This is a genomic window from Wolbachia endosymbiont of Chrysomya megacephala (assembly GCF_008245065.1).
In the GTDB taxonomy this organism is placed as follows: domain Bacteria; phylum Pseudomonadota; class Alphaproteobacteria; order Rickettsiales; family Anaplasmataceae; genus Wolbachia.
In genome coordinates this window covers 761,138-782,272 of sequence record NZ_CP021120.1, presented here as the reverse complement: position 1 = coordinate 782,272, position 21,135 = coordinate 761,138, and the positions used below count along the sequence as shown (strand labels likewise).

Genomic DNA, 21,135 nt, shown 5'->3' with positions numbered 1-21,135 from the left:
AACTACTTTTTCTTAACTTACGTATAAATTTAAGTATTTTCATTTGAAGATCTAGTAAATAATATCTCAGAAATGCTTCTTTTGCCTCCACTGGTTCTTTTTAGCTGAATAACAATATCAATTACATTTCTAATGTATGGTATGATCTGATCTGGGGGAATGCCAAGATTTGCTTGCATAACCATAAGTTTTATTTGCTCAAGAGCCATTGCCGGACTATCCGCATGAAGAGTTGATATTGACCCTGGGTGGCCAGTGTTTATTGCTCTAAGAAAACTAAAAGCTTCTGCTCCACGTAATTCACCAACTATTATTCTATCTGGTCTTAAACGTAAACATGCCTCTATCAAATCTTGAGTGGTCACTTTTGCCCTGCCTTGCCCTCCTTTAGAAGCAATTAAATGGACTTTATTGGGATGATCATTCAAAACTATCTCTCTTGCATCTTCAACAGTAATAATTCTTTCTTCAGATGGAATAGCACGCAAAGTAGCATTAGTAAAAGTGGTTTTACCAGTGGAAGTTCCACCACTAATTATGATATTTTTCTTACTTATTACAGCATATTCTAAAAACTCTTTTATTTTTTTTTGTTTCAGTAGCAAATCTAGGTGACGATCTACTGGATTATCGGTCACTCCTATAACAGTGTTAGAAAAAGCCCCCATTTTTTCATAATCATCCAATGCCAATTGCATAGAAGAAGGTTTACGAATTGAAATGACTACTTTATCAGGCTCACATGCTGGAGGAAACACTATCTGTATACGATAACCATTTGGTAATGTAGCTGAAAGCAGCGGTGTCTCTTCGCTCAGTTTTTGTTCTGTAGCTTGAGCAATCAACCTGCTAAGAGATTTTAAATGATTAAGATCAAATATTTCTAACTTTTCGCATCTTATTTCACCGCGATTTTCAATCCATACTTCCTTCGGTTTATTTATTGATATTTCATTTACACCTTCCTCTTGAAATATCCCTTGTAATGGCTCCAAGTATGTATCAAGTGCAGCATAGTTCATTTCAGTTATTTAATATTGACTGTGGAGGAAATACTATATCTTGGTTAACAAATACTTTCAATGCAGTTCCTTGATTAACATAAATAGTTGGCTTTTTATCTACACTCCTATCAACTATATCTCGCATGTCTTTGGAAAAATCATTGATTGACTTCCCAATTGCTTCATCATAAACAGATTTGCTTCTTTTCTGAGTTTGCCTCAACAGTTGACGTACATCGTCTAAAGTTATACCGATATTGTCACTAGTAATTGTATCAACTCCACTAGCTCCAGAACTTTTTATCACACTTACTATTTCTTCCTTTATTATTCTCAGCAAATCCTGATCACTTTTAGCATTTCGAATTTTTTCAATAGCCCTAATACCCAATTTCCATTTTTCGTCTCCTACCTTCCCAACTTCAGTTTTTATAGAATCCTCCAATCCCTCAACAATAGCCCCTTTGAGAGAAGAAATATCTATTTCAGTTGCAGTAATAGACTTCACTGCATCCATGGCAGTTAGCGCATCGATAAGATTAGAGGCTTTTTGTCCTACAACAGCTGAACCAATCGAAACACCAGCAAGTGCCACTGAAGAGAATAATGCACTTGCTATTTTATTATCAACTATTCCAGCTATCCCTGCCCTTCCAAGCTCATCGGTACCAGATGATGCAATAGCAACATCTATACCATGAGGAAGAATGATCCTATTCCAATTTATGTTCACGCGGGCTTTTGCAACATTTGAGTCGAATGAATAACCACCTATTAACCTTGAACCTTTTGGTATTAAAATTGTATCACCAGTTTCTGCATAAACGTCTCTACTAACAACAGCACGGAGCATTCCTTGTAAGTCAGAACTTATTGCAGTTTCAAGAATAGCGTCAATAACTTTACCTTGAATAATCATTAAACCAAGCTTTCCAGCTTTGGTAGCTTTGCTCGACTGTGCTGAGGTATTGGATAAAACAGCATCTGTAGCTTTACCTTCCCCACTACTACCTGAAATTGCTAACATTTGTGCACTACGTCTGTCTCTAGGATAACCGCCACCCCCTATTGTAGGAAATGAAGTAGGCAAATTGCTAATAACATTACCAGAAGGAAAATTTTGCTTTGGTAAAACAGGTATATTTGACAAGGGAATTTCTTTTAGTTGCTCTTCTTTTTTTGTCACTTCCTCTTTTTTGATTTGTTTTACTTCTGGTATGACTTGTGGGATAGGAAGAGGAGGTAAGGGTGGCAAGAGATCAGTTGCTATCCTCTCGGAAACTACTACATTATCTGGAACTTGTTCTAACTTTCCTTTCAATTCTTGAATGTTTTGCTTTGTTTCCTCTTTTTTAACAATCTCTGGACCCTCTTTATTAGAAGGACTAAAATAAAGATAGTACACTCCACCAACTAAGAGCGCTACCATAACTATCATCAATGCCTTATAACCTTGATTAGAGCCAACTGTTACTACCTTGCTTTCTATCTCTGATTCATCTTCTACACTATTATGCCTTTCTTTACTCATATTATATGTACCAGAACTAAAGTGACCTATTTATAACTTCAACTTCACTACCTTCATAACGCATTAATAGCTTTTTATGTACTCCTTTTATTACAACATAATCATCAAATAACAGCCTTTTACAGGATTCGCCTTCTATAAAAATCTGAGGAATTTTATTACTATTTCTAAACTTTAAATAGGTTAAATAACCATCATCGAATAACTCAATTGGAACTATATCTATGTTACCACCTTCATCAATATATGTATAGTTGTACCTCGTATTATTTTCTTGTATTATTTTTTCTGGCTTTTCTGTAATGTATTGCATTTGAGTAGGTAAAGAAACCTCATCTAAATCAACATCAAATTCATCTTCTTCTTGAGGATAATAAAAACGTATTACGTAAGATATATCCTTTTCAACGGAATAATCATGATCCACTTTTTTAGCATCAGTATCTGGGTATTTATCGTAATTTGGTCTTGAAATTAGATCAAAAATGTAATTTCTCTTTTTAGTTGTCGTAATAATCATGTTAGTGCGACTACTGACTTCAAATGGCATGACAAGCAGTTTATTATCATAAGGATTAATTTTCCAACTTGATGCATCACCAACAGCAATATTTTTGACTTTTTCCCCTTCTGCAAACTCAATATAAGAATAGTAACCTTGACTAAAAATTACTGTAAACACCTCATTAGGGCTATATACAAAAGTCTTTATTCTACTATCTACAGAAATAGGTTTATTATTAATAGATGCATTTAAGTTGCCACTTATTAGTAAAGCTAAAACTAACAATATCCTACACATATTCATCATCTACTCTATATGAAATAACTTGAAACCCTAACGGGTTAATATATCTTTGCTGATCATTCATTTCAAGCGATGCATATTTATACGACATCACAACTATCTTATTTTTCCTTGAGGAATTTCCATCTTTTCGTGTAAATTCTATAGAAAATCTCACTTGAAGAGCATCATTACCTAATTTTTGAATTGAACGAATTTTCAACTCACCTTTAGCATCTGAATATAAATTAAAAAGGTCATTCATATTCTGCGATTTTATATAGTTGCTAAATTCACTATATACACTAGGCGAAGAAAACAACCTTACTTTTGTATAATAATTATAATTATAATTATATGGGTCAAAAACCTCCCTTGCTTTTATATACTCTGAAATAAAATAATCGTTCAGCGTTTCATTTGCAGAATATTGTTTTACTGTAACAGGATCAACCAATTGCACTATGCCTGACTTTTTGTCAATTTCTATAACGAATGGCTCAATAGTGCTACTTGTGCTAATTTTAAATATAGCTAATATGCTTATAGAAATTGCAACTAGTAATATTAATGTAAATAAAAGTAAAGTATTTCTCTGAGCAACAACTGTGCTATAGCGACTTGAATTCCAATTTATATCCTTATCCAATGACTCATTACTTTTTTCTTGTTTTAAAAATTTCAGCATCTCAATATTCTTAAAAATCTTAACTTATATTAATTAACATAGCAAGCTAACAAAGTAGTTATAACAAAAAAGCTAATAAACCCTTAATCCATGGCCTAACTTGCCAAATTTTGTTTCCATATATGAATCATTATATTCATTGCGTTCCATAATAAGTGGTATACACTTTGTAACTTCTATACCGTTATTTTTCAACTCTGATAACTTTCTACCATTGTTTGTAAGTAATTGTATTTTGTTAATGTTCAATTTCTTAAGTATTTTAGCTGCAACAGCAAAGCTCCTTTCATCATCTTCAAAACCCAATACTCTATTTGCATCAACAGTATCAAGATTATATTTTCTTTGCATACTGTATGCTCTTAACTTATTAGTTAAACCAATGCCTCTCCCATCTTGCATCAAGTATAATATAATGCCATTCCCAAAGTCGGTCATTATTTGAATCGCTTGATGTAACTGGCTTCTGCAATCACATGATAAGCTGTCTAATAAGTCTCCTGTATAGCATGAAGAATGAATTCTCACTAATGGCTCATTATCTTCATCTGGATTGCCAATGATAATTGCATAATGTTCTCTTCCGCCACTTTTGGTTCTATAAGATATGATATCTACTTCTTGAGTCTGTTTTAAAAATAATGATGTTTTGCACACTTCATACACACTATGATTTTGTTGAAAATCATTCACAAGTAACGTATTTAGTGCAATAATGTCATTTTCTTCACACCAATTTCGCATTTCATGTTTATTCTCAAAAGTCATATCAGCCACTAACGCGTATGGCAATAATTCTGAGAACTTAAGCAAGGCAACAGCATACGCATCTATTGTCTTTGAGCATTGCAACTCTTTTATCCAATCTTCCTTTGAACAGTTTATTAAATGGAGCAGTTCATCAAAATTGCTTATCAACAGACGTTTGCTACTATGTTCTTTACTCTGACATATGTATTTTACCTTACTTGCAGTCAAAGTAACATACACATTACCTGATATAAGCTTATATTGACTAAATAAATTTTTTTCTAAAGTTTCAGCAGCAGCAAGCAATAGATAGTTATTTTCATCATCATATATTAAAATTGGAAGACCACGCCTGACTTCACTGATGGCCCTTTCTACTTTATTTCTACTTTGATTTCCTATAAACATTTCACCTACACCAAACAACTTGGTGCGGTCGAGAAGACTTGAACTTCCAAGGCTTTGTGAGCCACAGCGACCTCAACGCTGCGTGTCTACCAATTCCACCACGACCGCACTTTATTCTAGTTTCTATATAATTACTTTAAATTACTTAATCATTTTAGGGTTTTTCATCTAAAGTGTCAATCTGATACTAGGATAATTTAGGAAATGCCTGTATAATTTAGCTATGAATTTTATGGTTACAAACTTTAATCATTTAAGATAATCTTAATACTAATTCTTAATTTAGGTCTTTATACAAATGAAAGTAGCTAATATCTTCATTTTTTTAATTCTATCTCTTACAATTAGCTTTCACTCCACTCATGCACAAATATTGTACACATGGTCTCAAATCATTCCAGAAAATAAATTAAGCATACGTGCGATTATAGACAATAACATGTGTCCCATTGCTTACGTCGATAATAAGGAAGTAGAAATGCTAAGTCGCAGCTCAATTAACAATACCGAAACAGTTTGTGAACTGATAGTAGAAACAAATGCTCAAAACATTAGTATTGACAATATAAAAGTTCCCGTATTAGCGGAAAAGATCAGCAAAATTGCCTTCATTGGCGATACAGGATGTAGAATAAATATGTTATTTCAGCAAGAATGTAATTCTGTAGATAGCTGGCCTTTGAAAAAAAATTTAGATTCAATCGCTTTTCATAAACCAGATTTAATTATCCATGTTGGTGATTATCATTATAGACAAACAAAATGTAGAAACACAAAAAAGTGCGGCGATATTTATGGATATAGCAAAGAAGCTTGGTACGCTGATTGGTTTGAGCCTGCAAAAGATATTTTAACACAATCTCCTTTTCTTTTTGTTCGTGGAAATCATGAGAGTTGTAATAGAGCTTATGAAGGATGGTTCAGATATTTAGATTCATACCCCTTTTCCCCTCAAAAATGTGAAGATCTTATTTCCAGTTGGTTCTTAGATGCTGGGCCGATGAAGTTTTTTATCTTCGACTCTTCATCCGGTGAGGAAATTTTTACAACCCAAAGCACAGTTGATGCTTTTGAGAGGCAGTTTGATAAATTGATACAAGATAAGCCCACGTGGTTTTTGACTCATAAACCACTTTGGAGATCTCCAAAAAAAGAATTTTTGACATTAAAAAGCCATGGTAATCTTACACAAATTGAAGCTTTTGGAGATAAATTTCCAAGCAATGTTACTACCATAGTTTCTGGCCACATTCATATAGCCCAGATTTTATTAATGGATAATGTTCCAGATCAGATTATAGTTGGAAACGGCGGTGCATTATTACACGCTCAAGATCAAGAACCTGTTTATCAAAACGTAGAATTTAACTATCCAAATAGTAGAAATTACTTAGCACACGAAGTTAGAAACTTTTTCGGCTTTGGCTTTGCAATATTAGGTTTAGACGATCACAAATTTACTTTCTATAACCAAGATAATAAGGAAATGTATTCTGCAAACCTAACGAAAGACTTTAAACTTAAAACAAATTAAAATTAGGACTATTTGTTGTTATCGATTACTGACCTTACCGAGAAAAAGTAGAGAAGTAGAAATGTGAGTTGACAAAATAAGAGAAATATAGTATATTAATGGTAGTAAGAGTATTTAAAATTAATTATGCCAGTAGCAGTAAATACACCAGGTAACATACAAAGAATGTCGAAATTTAAAAAGGCAAGAGATATTTTACTAGCCCCTGTGAGATGGCTAGTCATTGGTTTAGCTGTAGTATTACTCATAGCATTTATTGTTTTTGTCATAGCGTTAATTCTAGTTGCTCAAGCATTGGGTAAGCTATATCTTCTTGCAGGAGGCAAATTACCAGAATGGTTAGAGCAAAGAACTGAAGCATTTATGGAGGCAGTGCGTGTCCCACAAACAACGCATGATACTAATGTAAATGATGCAATTAATATTAACGTTCAAAAGCTAAAAGAAAACTATGGCGAGCCTGATGTTGATGATAAGTTTATAGAGGAAATAAAAGGATTTATTGATCAGTTAGAGTGTATAGCAAATGGTACACAAAAAGCTGTGGATAAAGATCAACTCACAGAAGATGAGAAAAAACATGCACTTAAGTGCTTGGAGCGTATAAAAAACAACCCTGATACACATAGTGGAAGCGGATTAACATTGAAGCAAGTTTTAAATTTGGTTTGGAAAGCTTGTAAAGATGAAAATAAAAAAAGTGCTGATGATAATATAGATATTAATACCCGCATATCACAGAGAAAATATCAACTGGTTAAACATTTAGTAGAATCGCAAACAGAATATGGAGTACTTGTTGGCAGTGCATGTTTTACTGGTACCTTTAACAGTATTGTCTCTTCCTTGTACACTTTTGAAGAATTTTTCTTCTTGCAAAGAGCGGATAAGGCTACTGTAAAACAAGAGTTTGAAAATGATCTACAAAAAAAAGGTGAAGAATTATTTAATCGGCTTTCCAATGATAAAGAAAAAAAAGAAGTTGCAGAAGCTTTAAGTAATCCTTCTACAAATTTCTTTATTAGCTTTATAGAATCATTTAAAAATCACTCTGCACGTGCAGTTTTAGGCGATAAAAGATGTGATGAACTAATAAAAGAGCATTTTGGTAATCTTCAATATAAACCAACAATATCTTGCTTTATAAAGTAATCACTTAACTAACGGCAAAGTGATACCATGTTGATTCATATATTTTCCTTTCATATCATCATATGACTTCTCACACTCACTTTCGCCGCTTAAAAACACAAATTGGCATGCTCCTTCATTAGCGTAAATTTTTGCAGGAAGTGGAGTAGTGTTAGAGAATTCAAGTGTGACGTGACCTTCCCATCCAGGTTCTAAAGGTGTGACGTTCACTATGATACCACATCTTGCATAAGTTGATTTGCCAACACAAATTACTAGTACATTCCTTGGTATACGAAAATACTCCACTGTGCTGGCAAGCACAAAACTATTTGGTGGAATTATACATACATCTGTTTCCTTATCTATGAAACTATTCTCAGAAAAATTCTTGGGGTCTACAATAGCTGAATTAACATTAGTAAAAACCTTAAACTTATTATCTACTCTCGCATCATATCCATAAGACGATAATCCGAAAGATACAACACCCTTACTGCTTTTATGATTCACAAAAGGTTCTATCATTCTAGAGTTTTCAGCCTTTTCCCTTATCCATTTATCTGGCATAACTGCCATAATTGTCCTTTAAAGTTTTGTAATACTTATAATAATATGTAATAGAATTTAAATGTAAACCTGAATTAGCGTTACACTCTGGAATGGCAAAGTTTCCAGTATAAACTACCTATACAAAAATAAATTGGCAATATTTCAAGCCTGCCAAGCAGCATCAAAAACGATAGAAATAGCTTTACTCCACCACTAAAAGAGGAATAATTACCTGAAGGACCTATTAGGTTACTAAATCCTGGGCCAGAATTTGTAAGCATTGCAGAAACAGAGCTGATGCTAGTTATAAAGTCCGCATTGCTCAAGCAAGACATCACTATTGATGATATAGCGAACGTTAACATGTAAATTGCAAAAAACGTAAAGACAGATTGGACTTCATCATTTTCCAGTATTTTACCATTGAGTTTTACTCTATCGCTTTCACTTGGATTTAATAAAGAGCTAAAGTAATTCCTTATAGATTTTAGAAAAATGACTAAACGGAAGATTTTGATTCCACCACTAGCAGAACCACCACATCCACCAATAAAGGCTAAAAAGAAAGCTAAGACTGAAATAAAGCTCCAATTCAAGTAGTTGCACATTACATAGCCAGTTGATGTGATAAAGGAGGTAATGGTGAATGTGCTGTACCTAAATGATAAAAATACTCCTAAGTCAAAATTTTTATATAACCAAAAACAAGCAAGCAAAGATGAGATAACAACTATCTTAATAAAGTAAGAGACCTGTTCATCATAACAAACGTCTAATCGTCTTATAATTTTTAAATAGCTCAGAAAAGGTAAAGAGCCTAAAATCATAAAGATAATTGTTATGACCTCCAATATAGGGTTATTGTAGTAGCCTATAGAATCGTTATAGTTAGCAAATCCACCAGTTGATACAGCGGACATTCCGTGACATACTGCGTCAAATAATGGCATGCCAGCTAGATAGTAGGAAAATATGCACAATAAAATTAGGCAGTAATATATTTCTGCAATATGTATTACTACGCTTCGCGTATGTGGTAACTTTCTTTTAAGAGCATCTGAGTACTCAGAATAGAGTAAATTATTTAAGCTCAAAACCTTAAATATGGGAAAAATTGCAATTCCTACTGTAATTACTCCAAAACCACCTATACCGTGCAGCATTGCTCTCCACAGTAGTATCCCCGGAGATTGTTGCTCGATGTAACTTAGAACAGTTGCTCCTGTGGTTGTAATCCCAGATACTGCTTCAAACAGTGCATCAATGTAGCTTAAACTATCAAGATAAAATGGAATAGCTGCAAATAGAGATAATGCAATCCAGGTACAACTGGTAATCGCAAAAATTGCCGGCATTCCATGTACCCTATTTAGTTTACCCAGTAAAATAAAAATCGCACTAAATGTGCAGGTAACTATAAATCCAACCAGAAAATTTTTCCATTCGTAACCTAGATAATTATTAGTAATAGCAGGAATAAGCATTGCTACGCCAAACAACAATAGAAAAATTCCCACAATAAACGCAATTGAACGTAAAACTTGCAGACTTTCCATAGACAGTACTGTGAAAGCTATATGTTATTAAAACTTCAACCGCTTTGCTAATTTTTTCTCTTGACTTGATTATAAATACGTATAATTATAGCGCTAAATTTGCCATAAGAGATAGAGGTAAGGTATGTTATTAACTGACAGACAAAAAAACATTCGAGATTCATTAATTAGTGAAGCTATACAAGGCAACTTTGAGAATATAAAAAATAATTACGATAGCGATATACAAGAAGTTTTGAAAAGCGAATTACCTAGTAATATACAAAAAGAGTTTAAAGACGATCTACCTAACCCTTGTACCACTTCACAGTTGATTATATTCAAAAAAAATCAAAAGGAAATTAATCAATGTATACAGAAAATGGAGCAAAAAATTGAGAGTATTTCGTGTGATATAGCTATGCAAGAAGCGAAAGGAAATGATGATTCGCATATGCAAAAAGTGAAAAACTTAAAGAGAACAAGTGATCTTCACCACAAATTACGTCAAGCAATAGATTATTTAGATGTTAAAAAAGTTAAAGCAGTATTAGAAGATTGTGATACAAATCTAGCAATGATTTTAAATAGACCTATACATTCACAGAGCAAAACTACCCTTTTACTTTATCCTCTGCAAGTTGGTCTTAATAAACGATATATAGGTGATGGTAAAAGATTGAAACAAGAAGATCTGAGAAATATAAAAGAAATTACTAAACTTCTTTGGGATAAAGCTTCTCCTGATATTCGCAATTTCTGGTTTAAATTTCATCAAGATCAACAAGAAGAAAGTACAAAAGACACAAAAGCAACCTTTGAAGCTCATTTGAAAAAAGCTCCTCCTGATATTCGTGACTTGTGGCTTAAATATCAAAGAGTGCCTGAAAATCAAGATGCAGCTGTAATAAAACTTCTTAAAGGTGAGCAACAACGACATGCCAAGATAGGTAGTGAGAAGTGGCTTGAAGATTTCATTCAAGAAGTTAAAGATTACAGAGAACAAAAAACCATAGAAGAAAACCTTGAAATAGCTACAGAGAAACCTACAACAAAATCTGTTCTACAAGACGCACAACTTTCTCAAATAAATAGAACTTGTTGTATTTTGTAGTAAATAAGTTCTTAGGAAATCTAAGTATGATAACAATAAAAACAAGAAATTTAAACGTTCTATTTTTAACCTAGTATCCAGAATAAAAAAATATCAAAGTCATCATATTATATCACGAACCTTTTCCAAGACTTTTTTTATATTTTCGCTTGAAAGTGGAATTAAGCCAAGCCTAGATAAATATCCACCTTCAGTACTAATAGAGTCTACAACTTCTCTAATGAATTCCCTTAATCCATCAACAGTATCTAAGTGTTCTTTCTTTATATAAAGATATAAAGGCCTTGCTAACATATACTCCCCCGATGATATATTTTTATAAGTTGGCTCAATTCCTGCGATTGTGCTTCCTTGAATCTCATCTTGGTTTTTCGCTAAAAAGCTGAAGCTAAATATTCCTAAAGCATTTTTATTGCTCTTCAATTTTTGTATTATTATGTTTTCATTAATTCCAACTTCTATATATCTTCCATCATCTCTGATATTACTACATGCTTTCTTTCTTTTTTCTTGGTCTTGATAATTCTCTTTGAAAATCCTTGAGTTCATACATGAATATTGATCAAGCATAATAAAATTAATCAAAGTTTCATGTGTACCTGTATTTTGATGTGGGCCATAGATTTTAATTTCTGTTTTTGGTAGAGCTTGATTTACATCAGACCAAAATTTCTTGTTATTCTTTACTAATCTATCATTGTCTTCAGAATATGAAGATAAAGTTTCAAACAGGTCATTTTTTGTAAAATCAAATCTATGGCTTTGATTTGAATTTGCAATAACAATTCCATCATAGCCAATTATTATCTCTATTACTTCATTCACTTTATTTCTTTTACATAATTCTCTCTCTACTTCCTTCATAGGGCGAGATGAAGTAGTGATATCTGGTGTGCCTTCCCCTATTCCTGAACAAAACATTTTGAACCCTGATCCACTTCCTATCGATTCTACAACTGGAGTTTTAAAGGAAAATATACGGCTGAATTCTTCAGATATAAATGAGATAAAAGGAAAAACAGTTGAAGATCCAACAATTCTGATATATCTTCTGGCATCAACATTTGACAGTGGGATGAGTAATACAAATGCAAAAATAAGGAAAAGGCGTTTCAGCATCGTTTTCGCTCAAGAGTGTAAACTTAATTATCGTAATAAAAAATCAAACTGAAAAGCTTTTTTTCTAGATTTCAAAAGGTATAACGATCAAATGTGTGCGTAATGATGAGATCTGAATCACAGCATTCATACAACTGTATCTATATCGAATCCTCTTATGTTTTTCAATACTGAAAAATTCTTTCATATTAACTTAATGATGCAATATATCCTTTTCTTTAATAGATAAGTCATCATCGACTTTTTTTACATTATCATCAGTAATGTTTTGTATTTCCTTTTTGGCAACATGAAAATCATCTTCTGAGATTTCCTTATTTTTCTTCATTTCCTCTATTTCTTCCATAACATCTCTGCGTATATTTCTAATTGCAACTCGTGCATTTTCAGAAAATTGATGCAATAGTTTCACTAATTTTTCACGAGTTTCTTGTGTTAAGTCTGGAAGAACTATACGTATAGTATTTCCTTCAACAACAGGATTTAAATTCAGGTTAGCATTGATTATCGCATTTTTTACTTCACCGATAGCAGTAGCATCCCAAACTTTAACTGATAGAGTTTTGTTATCTATAGCTGAAACTCCTGCAACTTGGTTCAGTTTTTGATGTCCACCATAGATATTTACAACTATACCATCAAGTAATGATGCGTTAGCTCTACCAGTACGTACACCTTTCATATCATCGTGAAAAGACTGAATAGTTTTTAGCATTCTTTCTTTTGTTTTAGCTTTTATTTCGTTTAACATAAATTACCTAATGTTTACAATCTGAAACTATAGTATAAGTGCCTTGACCCTTAATAATATCAACCATTTTTTCTCTTTTTAAAGAAAAAACTACAATTGGGATAGAATTCTCACGAGCAAGTGAAATTGCTGATGCATCCATAACTTTTAAATCACGAGTTAGCAGATCTGTATAAGAAAGCCTATCATACATCACAGCATTCTCATTTTTTTTTGGATCGGCAGAATATACACCACTTACTTGAGTACCTTTTAAAATAACATCACAATTCATTTCAACAGCACGTAAAGCTGCAGCTGTATCCGTAGTAAAAAATGGGTTACCTGTGCCTGCTGCAAAAATGACTACTCTACCTTTCTCTAAATGATGAATAGCCTTCCTTCTTATATAAGGTTCACATATAGTAGTCATAGGTATAGCAGACAACACCCTAGAGACTATAGAGCTTTTTTCTAAAAAATTTTGCAAAATTAAAGCATTAATGACAGTACCAAGCATTCCAATATAATCACTGCTTGCTCTTTCACAGCCACTTAAAGATGCTGATGCACCACGAAAAATATTCCCACCACCAACAACAATACAAACTTGAACTCCAAGATTACAAACTTCAACTATGTCTTTGGATAGTTTATCTATAACTTCCATATCATGGCCAAATAGCTTTGATCCCATCAAAGCCTCCCCAGAGATTTTGAATAACACTCTGGGGTACTTTACTTCTGAAGTTTTGTTACTTATTTGCACCATCCAAAGTAAGTAACTTATAATTAGCTAATTTAACAGCACTTGATTCTATAAAATCAGCAATCTTCATTTTATCATCTTTTATAAACTTCTGCTCTAGTAGAACAACTTCTTCATAGTATTTAGCCATTCGTCCATCTACTATTTTTTTCGCTACCTCTTCAGGTTTATTTAAGCTCTTTACTTGCTCCTCAATTATAGAACGCTCATTGTTTAATTTTTCTTGATCTAAATCATCTATAGATAAAGCTTCAGGTTTCATAGCAACTACATGCATAGCTATTTGCTTTCCAATCTCTTGTTTATCACCAGATGATTGCAATGCTACTAAAGCACCAATCTTACCTAAGCCATGCATATCACCATGTACATAGCCAGCAATAATCCCATCCTTAGTCTCTAGGTAGCAAAGATTGCTTAACTCTAACTTCTCACCAAGAACCGATGTACCACTTATAATAGCTTCCTGTACTGTACCAACATCTTCATATTTGGCATTTTTTAACTCATCAAGACTAGTACAACGTTCTTGACAAGCAATTGATGCTAAATTTGAAACTAATGCTATGAACTTCTCATTTCTAGCAACAAAATCAGTTTCACAATTGACTTTAACCAATACACCATAATTTTTAGCCAAGCACATAGCAATAAGCCCATCTGAAGCTACTCTATCAGACTTTTTGTCAGCTTTAGCAAATCCTATTGTACGTAACCTATCAACGGCTTTCTTAATATCACCATCACACTCTTCTAACGCTTTCTTACAATCGCTTAAGCCAAGCCCTGTTCTATCGCGTAATTCCCTTATACTACTTGAATCCATCTTCATTTACTTACTATTACCTCCCTTTCTGTTTCATCCTTCATACGCTTCTTTTTAGTTTGCACAATACCCCCTTCTTTTTCTTGAATAAGCTCATCATCCTTAACTCTAGACCTTGTCAAACTAGACTCTATTCCAGCTAATATAGAATCAGCAGCTAATTTACAGTAGAGCTCTATTGATTTTCTTGAATCATCATTTCCTGATATAGGATAGGCAATATCATCTGGGTCAGAATTGGTATCAAGTACTCCAACTACAGGAATACCCAGTTTTTTAGCCTCTTTAACCGCTATATGCTCTTTGTTAGTATCAATAATGAATAAAATATCAGGAACTGCTCCCATTTCTCTAATGCCACCCAATTCTTTATCAAGCTTTTTTCTTTTCTTTTCAATATTTCCTAATTCTTTTTTTGTTAAGATACTATCTTCATCATTTAATATTTTCTCATATTGTATCAAAGTTTTTATCGAAGAAGAAACAGTGTTCCAATTAGTAAGCATACCACCAAGCCATCGATCATTTACATAATATTGACCACAACGAACCGCTTCACTTGCAACAATATCTAAAGCTTGAAATTTCGTACCAACAAATAAAATGCGACCATCTTGAGATGCAACATCGTATAAAGCTTTCATTGCCGCCTCTAACAATGGTAATGTTTTTCGTAAGTCTATTATGTGTATACGATTCTGTTGATGTACACCATATATATATGGGGCCATTTTCGCATTCCAGCGACTAACTTTATGGCCAAAATGCACACCAGATTCAGCTAAATCACGTATAGTGACTTTAGGCAAATTTGTCATATTTACTCCTCCAAATAGTTTATCCTCCATGGCATAACCCTAACGGGACTACTTGCATAAGCCATGTGTGAAATTAAGTTATTTACATAGTAATAAAAAAGACAAAAAAGCGCAAACAAAAAATATTGACAAGTAGCAACACGTTGATTAGCTTTAAGATTGCAAACGTTAAAAAGCAATGGGGGGTGTAGCTCAGTTGGTTAGAGCGCATGCCTGTCACGCATGAGGTCGTGAGTTCAAGTCTCATCACTCCCGCCATTACAGCAGAAACACCTTAAAATTCCTTAACTTTCTTATTAATTTGAATTAATTTCTTTCAGAGACTTGACATGATATTGTAATTGCTGCTTAATCTATTTAACTTTATCGTTAATAATTAGGATTAAATATGTTCATTTCTGAGGTTTTTGCGGCAGATGCGACTAACAATGTATCAGCATCTGTTGCTAGCTTTATTCCACTCATTTTAATATTTGTAGTATTTTATTTTCTCATTATTCGTCCCAATCACAAAAAACTAAAAGAACATAGAAGGATGATAGATCAAATAAAACGTGGTGATACGGTTATTACTTCTAGTGGAATAATAGGTGAAGTAAACAAAGTTGACGAAGTAAATGCACAACTAATACTAGAAATAGCACCAAAAATTGAAATAAAAATCCTAAAGTCTGCTATATCTGAAATCTTAAATAAAGAAATTCAAAAGCCAGTAGCTAAATCTATTGAAAAAAGCAAAGTTGAAAAGAATGGCAAGAAAAATAAACTAGAGGAAAGTAAAAAAGACAAAAATGCTTCATAATTTAAGAAGTGTGTGGAATATTAGGTATAGTAAGTAGCGGTGATTCAGTAATACCAACTTTACTAACCGCGTTGCAAAAATTGGAATACAGAGGTTATGACTCTTCAGGTATAGCAATTATAAATAATAGAGGTAAGATAGAAGTAAAAAAATCAGAAGGTAAAGTTGAAAGATTGTGTGAAGTTGTTCATGAGAGCAAGATATCTAGTAGCAAAGTTGGTATAGCACATACTCGTTGGGCTACACATGGAGCTCCAAATCTTAAAAATGCTCATCCCATTTATATAAATAATGTTGTTGTTGCTCATAATGGCATAATTGAAAATTACAATATATTAAAAAAGGATCTGGAGGAAAAGGGAGTATCTTTCCACACCGATACTGATACAGAAGTGATACCAAACATATTAACTTCATATCTTGATGAAGGGTTATCACCAATTGATTCTATATTACAGTGTCTAAACAATTTACAAGGTTCACTTGCTTTGGCTTTATTATTTGCAGAATATCCAGATACTTTATTTGTTGCAAAAAGAAATTTGCCTTTAGCAATAGGATATAACTGTAATAAAGTGTTTGCTGCTTCTGATACTAATACTTTGAATTCATTTGTAGAAAAAATATTGCATTTAGAAGATAATGATATTGCAGTAATAAAATCTAACGAATTCAGTATATATAATAATGGTATACAAGTTAAACGCAGAACAGAAAATAGCAGTCCAAGAAATTTTCTAATTAGTAAAAATGGTTACCCTAGCTTTATGCTAAAAGAAATTTTTGAGCAACCGTATGCATTAAACAAAACAATAAATCAATTTTATAAACAATATAAAGAAATCAACAAAGAATTATTTTCTGAACTAGGTTACATTACTATAGTTGGATGCGGTTCATCCTATTTTGCTGGACTAATAGCAAAGTGTTGGCTGGAAAGTATTGCTCAAATTCGGGTATATCTAGAAATCTCGTCAGAATTTAGGTATAGCAGCGTCAAGCTCGAAGAAGGTAGTATTGGCTTATTCATTTCTCAATCTGGTGAAACTGCAGATACTATGGAAGCACTACGTTATGCGAGATTGCAGAAACAAATGATCATTAGCATAATTAATACATTTAATAGCAGCATAGAAAAAGCCTCAGATATTGTATTGCATACTCTTGCTGGACCTGAGATTGGTGTTGCTTCGACAAAAACCTTTTCTACGCAGCTTGCAATTTTAGCATGCTTTGCTGTAGAGCTTGGAAAAATAAAAGGTATACTGGGTAGAGAGAGGATAAAGGAACTAAGCGGTGCTATTAATTCCATTCCCGAACATGTAGAGCATGTTTTGAATGTGATGGAAATACAACATATATCAGGCAGTATATTAGAGCACAATAATATAATTATAATTGGGAGAGGAAGCTCATATGGAGTTGCAATGGAAGGTGCATTGAAGATAAAAGAGCTTTCATATATCAACACAATTGGTATTGCAGCGGGAGAAATGAAGCACGGTTCTATCGCCTTGATAGACTCTACTGTACTTGTTATCGCAATTATTCCTTACGATAATTTATTCTTTAAAACGCTATCCAATATACAAGAGATTATTGCAAGAAAAGGTAAAGTAATTGCCTTTAGTGATAAGCAAGGAGCACCGCTCTTAAAGGGAATTTGCATAGATGTGGTGCAACTTCCAGAAGTTGACAATTTTGTTTCTCCAATTATCTACAGTGTTGCTATGCAATTTCTTGCTTATTCTATTGCAGAAAAAAAAGGGTTAGATGTAGATTGTCCGAGAAATTTAGCTAAATCTGTCACAGTTGAGTAACTTATTTAAAGTGAGTTGCTAATTAACAGCTCTAATTGTCAGTTATAAATTACTGAATTTTACTAATAAATTCATTGCTATCATTAGCCCTCTGCGAAAGAATATGTAACTAATGTAAGGATGAGAGAGGCTAAAATCCACGCCTCAAATTAACAAGATTTGCCATTATGGTTACCAGACACAACTTAACCTAGCAAGCAAGAATTAACTAACAGAAAAATTGAAAACTAATATCAGTCTCTTATGTAATGCTACTAATATTTTTCTAATATGTTTTCTATTCAGGAAAGTCTACATCGCCATAACAATATTTACTAGAATGAGGTCTTGTCTCATTGTAAAAACACAACCAATGATCAACGTCTATCTGAAGATCTTCTAATGAATTGTAGATTGTTTTACAAAAAAAGAGGAGTAAATGAGAGTTCAGTAACTTGATTATAGAGTTGTACTGCCTTTCCATATTTGAAGCAAGTTGTTATTCTATCTCAAACCGTAGCACAAAGTAAATATGGCAATTTACACTAAAATTTTCTGTTTATGATTTATATTATGTAAAGATACTATTTGACCTTGAGCTTTAAAGATATTATGTAATAGCATTATTTAATATGCGAGGTTTATTATGGCTAAAGTAAGTGCTGGTGAAAACTCAAAAAAGCTTAAAGATGGTAAAAATCAGCCCATATCACCAAAAAAGTTCAAAGGCAGTCAGTCTATGTCACCAAAACGGAGTCAGAATTCTGGTGAAAAGCTATGGAATGCATTAGAATCATTAGAAGAAGCAAAATCAGAGTTGAAAAAAAGAAAATTTGAAATAGAACTAAAAAAAGACACTGAAATATCAGACGAAGGAATAGAAAAAGTAGTGGAATTGGAAAGGAAAACAGAAAAAGAGATAGAAGAAATAGCAATGCCAATATCAACGTTACTACTTAAGGAAACAATAATAAAATTACAAGGAACAAAAATAATAAATTTTTTAAAAAAATTAGAAAAACAAGTAAAAGAAATGCAAGAATTATGTAAGAAACTAGAATTAAATGCTAAAATAGAAGAAGAAGATCTAAATAAGCTCGAGGATATAAAGAAAGAATCAGAAAAGTGTTGCAGAGAGTTAGTGAGCTATATGCCTAATTCAAATAATCCTAGAATGTTGTACACTGCTGTTATTGGTGTTGGTCTTGCTGTTGGGCTGGTAGCAAGTACTATACTTGAACATACAACTAGACTAAGTATATTAGCAATAATTGGCATAGCTACAGCATCTGCACTCGTAGCTGGTGGTGCTACATATGAAGCACTAAGACCTAATACTAAAATAGATGAATCAAAAGAAGTCCAAATAAAGAGTTCTCATCACTCACTTTCCTAATCACACTTTAATTCAAACTTTATCAGTTTTATTCAAGTTGCTTCTAAAAGGAGAATATCAATGGTGTTCTCCTTACTGATTTGGTTAAAATGCAGAAAACGCCTATGTCAAAATTTACACAGATGTTAAGTGCTGCCACTAATTCCCAGTTAGTACAATTTGTGTATCTTATTGACATATTTAATTTATTCTGTTACAATTTTTAGTAATTAGGTTGGGGTAAAACAATGAAGAGTTTTAAATGGCTACTTAATCAAGTCAGACTTTCATGGATTAGCTTAATATCAAAAGTAAAGAGCTTTTTTCAAACTAACGATACACATCATCAAACAACTGCTAGCAATGGAAATGATCATACAAGAAAAATAAGTGTAGAAAATACAATAGAGGAGAAAGTTAATGAAGAGGATGTATGGTATGATTCTCTGAAAGAACAAGAGCCAGGTGAAAAAGAAAGAGATCTGGATGAAGAAGAATTTTTTGATGCTATTGAAAATTTGGATGAAGAGGAAGTGAGTGCTAACATAGAAGGAAAAGAGTATGAAAAAAATAAGTACTATAGTCTACAAGATGGTCTACAAGAAAAAAATGAATTTGATCACACAACGCACACTCTTACACTTGCTTTTGAAATTGAAAAGCCATTTCCAGACTCTGACCTTAGTAAATTTAAGTTATGCAAACTTAAGCAAAATGGTGATAAATATACGTTTATCTTAGAAAATGATCAGAAAAGTCGAATAGAATTACACTCTGAATATCTCAATATTTATTTTCCTAAGTATTTTGAGAAACACAGTAAAAAAGGAGCATACACTGAACTTTTTTCTCAAGAAGAAAATGGAATTAGCAATGATATTATCATCCCATTAGAAGTTCCAAAAGAGGTAGGGATACTTACTGAAAAATTCGGTCGGATGAACTTCATAAAAGCAAATATACAATCTCAAATACCAGATTTTCCGGGAGATATAAATCTAAAAGATTGTAAAGATCATGTAAACTTCTATCTTAATTCAAATAATACTATATCTCTTTTTCTAACGTCAGCACCGATAAAATTTGCAGCTAAATTATCAGGTACTCCAACAGAAACAAACTGGCCAATAAAGGATATTCTAGTCAGAGGTAGTTTTATTAATCAGCATATTCCTAGAGTTGAAGAAGCTTATATTGATAAGCATTCTATAGTTGAAGAAGCTTTTGAAGTAGTTAACGTAGAATGTGCATCAGAGCTGAAGATTTCTCAACCTAGCATATAGCCTTATATTCTTTCATCAGCATGATATAATTTTGTGCAGATTGTGTAATATGTTTTATTTCCTCATCTGACATTTTTTTGAAGAATTGTGCTGGCCTGCCAGCCCATACTTCACCACTTTTTATCACTTTTCCATGTGTCACCAGTGAGCCAGCAGCTACCATAGCTCCAGACTCCACAATCGCATGATCCATTATGATAGAGCCCATACCAATAAATGCTTTATCATGCACCGTGCATGCGTGTAATACGCAAAAATGTCCTACCGTCACCATACTACCAATAATCGTATCACCACCTGGGTTTCTATCTACATGAATTACAGTGCCATCTTGAATATTCGTTCCATCGCCTATTTTGATTGATCCAACATCTCCTCTGATCACACAATTAAACCAGATACTCGCATTCCTTCCTATTTCAACGTTACCTATGATACGCACACCATCTGCGATAAAAGAACTTTCATCCATTTTTGGTTCATAATCTTTGTATTTTAAAATTTGATAGCTCATAATTTAAATAAGGTTTAATACATACTTGGGTTCCAGTAGTCAAGTTACTCGGGTAAAGATATTCTT

Annotated in this window: 20 protein-coding genes, 2 tRNA genes and 1 pseudogene; 8 read left to right on the top strand and 15 right to left on the bottom strand. The window is 32.9% G+C overall.

Features of this window, described 5'->3' with window-relative positions; all coding sequences use genetic code 11:
- Nucleotides 1–29 precede the first annotated feature (29 nt).
- The 6 genes from virB11 to CAI20_RS03805 all read right to left on the bottom strand — a co-directional run bounded on the left by virB11 (nucleotide 30) and on the right by CAI20_RS03805 (nucleotide 5,276).
- Nucleotides 30–1,022 carry a P-type DNA transfer ATPase VirB11 gene (virB11, locus tag CAI20_RS03830; protein ID WP_149168821.1) on the bottom strand — a complete coding sequence of 331 codons (993 nt, stop codon included), beginning with the start codon at nucleotides 1,020–1,022 and terminating at the stop codon, nucleotides 30–32.
- Between the two features lies 1 nt (nucleotide 1,023).
- A complete protein-coding gene (locus CAI20_RS03825) occupies nucleotides 1,024–2,535 on the bottom strand; it encodes a TraB/TrbI/VirB10 family type IV secretion system protein (protein ID WP_149168820.1) in 1,512 nt (503 codons plus the stop codon).
- 16 nt (nucleotides 2,536–2,551) lie between these two features.
- On the bottom strand, nucleotides 2,552–3,343 hold the full coding sequence (gene virB9 / locus CAI20_RS03820; RefSeq protein WP_029237539.1) for a P-type conjugative transfer protein VirB9: 792 nt from the start codon (nucleotides 3,341–3,343) through the stop codon (nucleotides 2,552–2,554).
- Complete coding sequence (locus CAI20_RS03815; protein ID WP_007302609.1) at nucleotides 3,330–4,010, bottom strand: VirB8 family type IV secretion system protein; 681 nt, start codon at nucleotides 4,008–4,010, stop codon at nucleotides 3,330–3,332. Before CAI20_RS03815 ends, virB9 begins: the two co-directional genes overlap by 14 nt.
- Nucleotides 4,011–4,082: 72 nt before the next feature.
- A complete protein-coding gene (locus CAI20_RS03810) occupies nucleotides 4,083–5,168 on the bottom strand; it encodes a GTP cyclohydrolase II (protein WP_149168819.1) in 1,086 nt (361 codons plus the stop codon).
- Nucleotides 5,169–5,188: 20 nt separating this feature from the next.
- Nucleotides 5,189–5,276: transfer RNA gene (locus CAI20_RS03805), tRNA-Leu, on the bottom strand.
- 190 nt (nucleotides 5,277–5,466) lie between these two features.
- Between CAI20_RS03805 and CAI20_RS03800 the strand changes: the two genes are divergently transcribed.
- Nucleotides 5,467–6,702, top strand: coding sequence for a metallophosphoesterase family protein (locus CAI20_RS03800; protein WP_007302607.1), 1,236 nt, complete (start codon nucleotides 5,467–5,469; stop codon nucleotides 6,700–6,702).
- A 126-nt stretch (nucleotides 6,703–6,828) separates the two neighbouring features.
- A complete protein-coding gene (locus tag CAI20_RS03795) occupies nucleotides 6,829–7,854 on the top strand; it encodes a hypothetical protein (RefSeq protein ID WP_007302606.1) in 1,026 nt (341 codons plus the stop codon).
- On the opposite strand, the gene dcd is transcribed toward CAI20_RS03795, so the two are convergent.
- Together dcd and CAI20_RS03785 are read right to left on the bottom strand one after the other, a co-directional pair.
- Nucleotides 7,855–8,412: a dCTP deaminase gene (gene dcd, locus CAI20_RS03790; RefSeq protein ID WP_007302605.1), complete on the bottom strand. Its 558-nt coding sequence runs from the start codon at nucleotides 8,410–8,412 to the stop codon at nucleotides 7,855–7,857. It abuts the gene before it with no gap.
- Nucleotides 8,413–8,483: 71 nt separating this feature from the next.
- Nucleotides 8,484–9,941: a TrkH family potassium uptake protein gene (locus CAI20_RS03785; RefSeq protein WP_007302604.1), complete on the bottom strand. Its 1,458-nt coding sequence runs from the start codon at nucleotides 9,939–9,941 to the stop codon at nucleotides 8,484–8,486.
- A gap of 124 nt (nucleotides 9,942–10,065) precedes the next feature.
- Between CAI20_RS03785 and CAI20_RS03780 the strand changes: the two genes are divergently transcribed.
- Entirely contained in the window at nucleotides 10,066–11,034 is a 969-nt protein-coding gene (locus tag CAI20_RS03780) for a hypothetical protein (RefSeq protein WP_007302603.1), read from the top strand.
- Nucleotides 11,035–11,136: 102 nt separating this feature from the next.
- Here the strand turns inward: CAI20_RS03780 and CAI20_RS03775 are convergent, their stop codons facing one another.
- From CAI20_RS03775 to rpsB, 5 genes are all read right to left on the bottom strand, one after another.
- On the bottom strand, nucleotides 11,137–12,153 hold the full coding sequence (locus tag CAI20_RS03775) for a substrate-binding domain-containing protein (RefSeq protein ID WP_012482020.1): 1,017 nt from the start codon (nucleotides 12,151–12,153) through the stop codon (nucleotides 11,137–11,139).
- A gap of 193 nt (nucleotides 12,154–12,346) precedes the next feature.
- On the bottom strand, nucleotides 12,347–12,904 hold the full coding sequence (frr, locus tag CAI20_RS03770; RefSeq protein ID WP_007302601.1) for a ribosome recycling factor: 558 nt from the start codon (nucleotides 12,902–12,904) through the stop codon (nucleotides 12,347–12,349).
- A 7-nt stretch (nucleotides 12,905–12,911) separates the two neighbouring features.
- Nucleotides 12,912–13,655 (bottom strand): UMP kinase, encoded by a 744-nt coding sequence (pyrH, locus tag CAI20_RS03765; RefSeq protein WP_010407219.1) that lies wholly within the window; start codon nucleotides 13,653–13,655, stop codon nucleotides 12,912–12,914.
- Nucleotides 13,639–14,484, bottom strand: a complete 846-nt coding sequence (gene tsf / locus CAI20_RS03760) for a translation elongation factor Ts (protein ID WP_007302599.1) — start codon at nucleotides 14,482–14,484, stop codon at nucleotides 13,639–13,641. Before tsf ends, pyrH begins: the two co-directional genes overlap by 17 nt.
- The gene (rpsB, locus tag CAI20_RS03755) at nucleotides 14,481–15,296 is read right to left on the bottom strand and encodes a 30S ribosomal protein S2 (protein ID WP_012482019.1); all 816 of its coding nucleotides are present in this window, start codon (nucleotides 15,294–15,296) and stop codon (nucleotides 14,481–14,483) included. Before rpsB ends, tsf begins: the two co-directional genes overlap by 4 nt.
- A gap of 181 nt (nucleotides 15,297–15,477) precedes the next feature.
- On the opposite strand from rpsB, the gene CAI20_RS03750 reads away from it, so the two are divergent.
- From CAI20_RS03750 to glmS, 3 genes are all read left to right on the top strand, one after another.
- Nucleotides 15,478–15,554 (top strand) — tRNA-Asp (locus CAI20_RS03750).
- Between the two features lie 130 nt (nucleotides 15,555–15,684).
- Entirely contained in the window at nucleotides 15,685–16,098 is a 414-nt protein-coding gene (gene yajC / locus CAI20_RS03745; RefSeq protein ID WP_006012489.1) for a preprotein translocase subunit YajC, read from the top strand.
- An 8-nt stretch (nucleotides 16,099–16,106) separates the two neighbouring features.
- Nucleotides 16,107–17,918, top strand: coding sequence for a glutamine--fructose-6-phosphate transaminase (isomerizing) (gene glmS, locus CAI20_RS03740; RefSeq protein ID WP_007302597.1), 1,812 nt, complete (start codon nucleotides 16,107–16,109; stop codon nucleotides 17,916–17,918).
- A gap of 298 nt (nucleotides 17,919–18,216) precedes the next feature.
- Here the strand turns inward: glmS and CAI20_RS06845 are convergent.
- Nucleotides 18,217–18,330: pseudogene (locus CAI20_RS06845) on the bottom strand (IS481 family transposase); the annotation flags it as partial.
- A 213-nt stretch (nucleotides 18,331–18,543) separates the two neighbouring features.
- Between CAI20_RS06845 and CAI20_RS03735 the strand changes: the two are divergent.
- A complete protein-coding gene (locus CAI20_RS03735) occupies nucleotides 18,544–19,293 on the top strand; it encodes a hypothetical protein (RefSeq protein ID WP_007302596.1) in 750 nt (249 codons plus the stop codon).
- A 227-nt stretch (nucleotides 19,294–19,520) separates the two neighbouring features.
- Nucleotides 19,521–20,555 carry a hypothetical protein gene (locus CAI20_RS03730; RefSeq protein WP_149168818.1) on the top strand — a complete coding sequence of 345 codons (1,035 nt, stop codon included), beginning with the start codon at nucleotides 19,521–19,523 and terminating at the stop codon, nucleotides 20,553–20,555.
- Here CAI20_RS03730 and CAI20_RS03725 read toward each other — a convergent pair.
- Nucleotides 20,545–21,069, bottom strand: coding sequence for a gamma carbonic anhydrase family protein (locus CAI20_RS03725; protein WP_007302594.1), 525 nt, complete (start codon nucleotides 21,067–21,069; stop codon nucleotides 20,545–20,547). The two genes, CAI20_RS03730 and CAI20_RS03725, sit on opposite strands and share 11 nt — an antisense overlap.
- Between the last annotated feature and the right edge of the window lie 66 nt (nucleotides 21,070–21,135).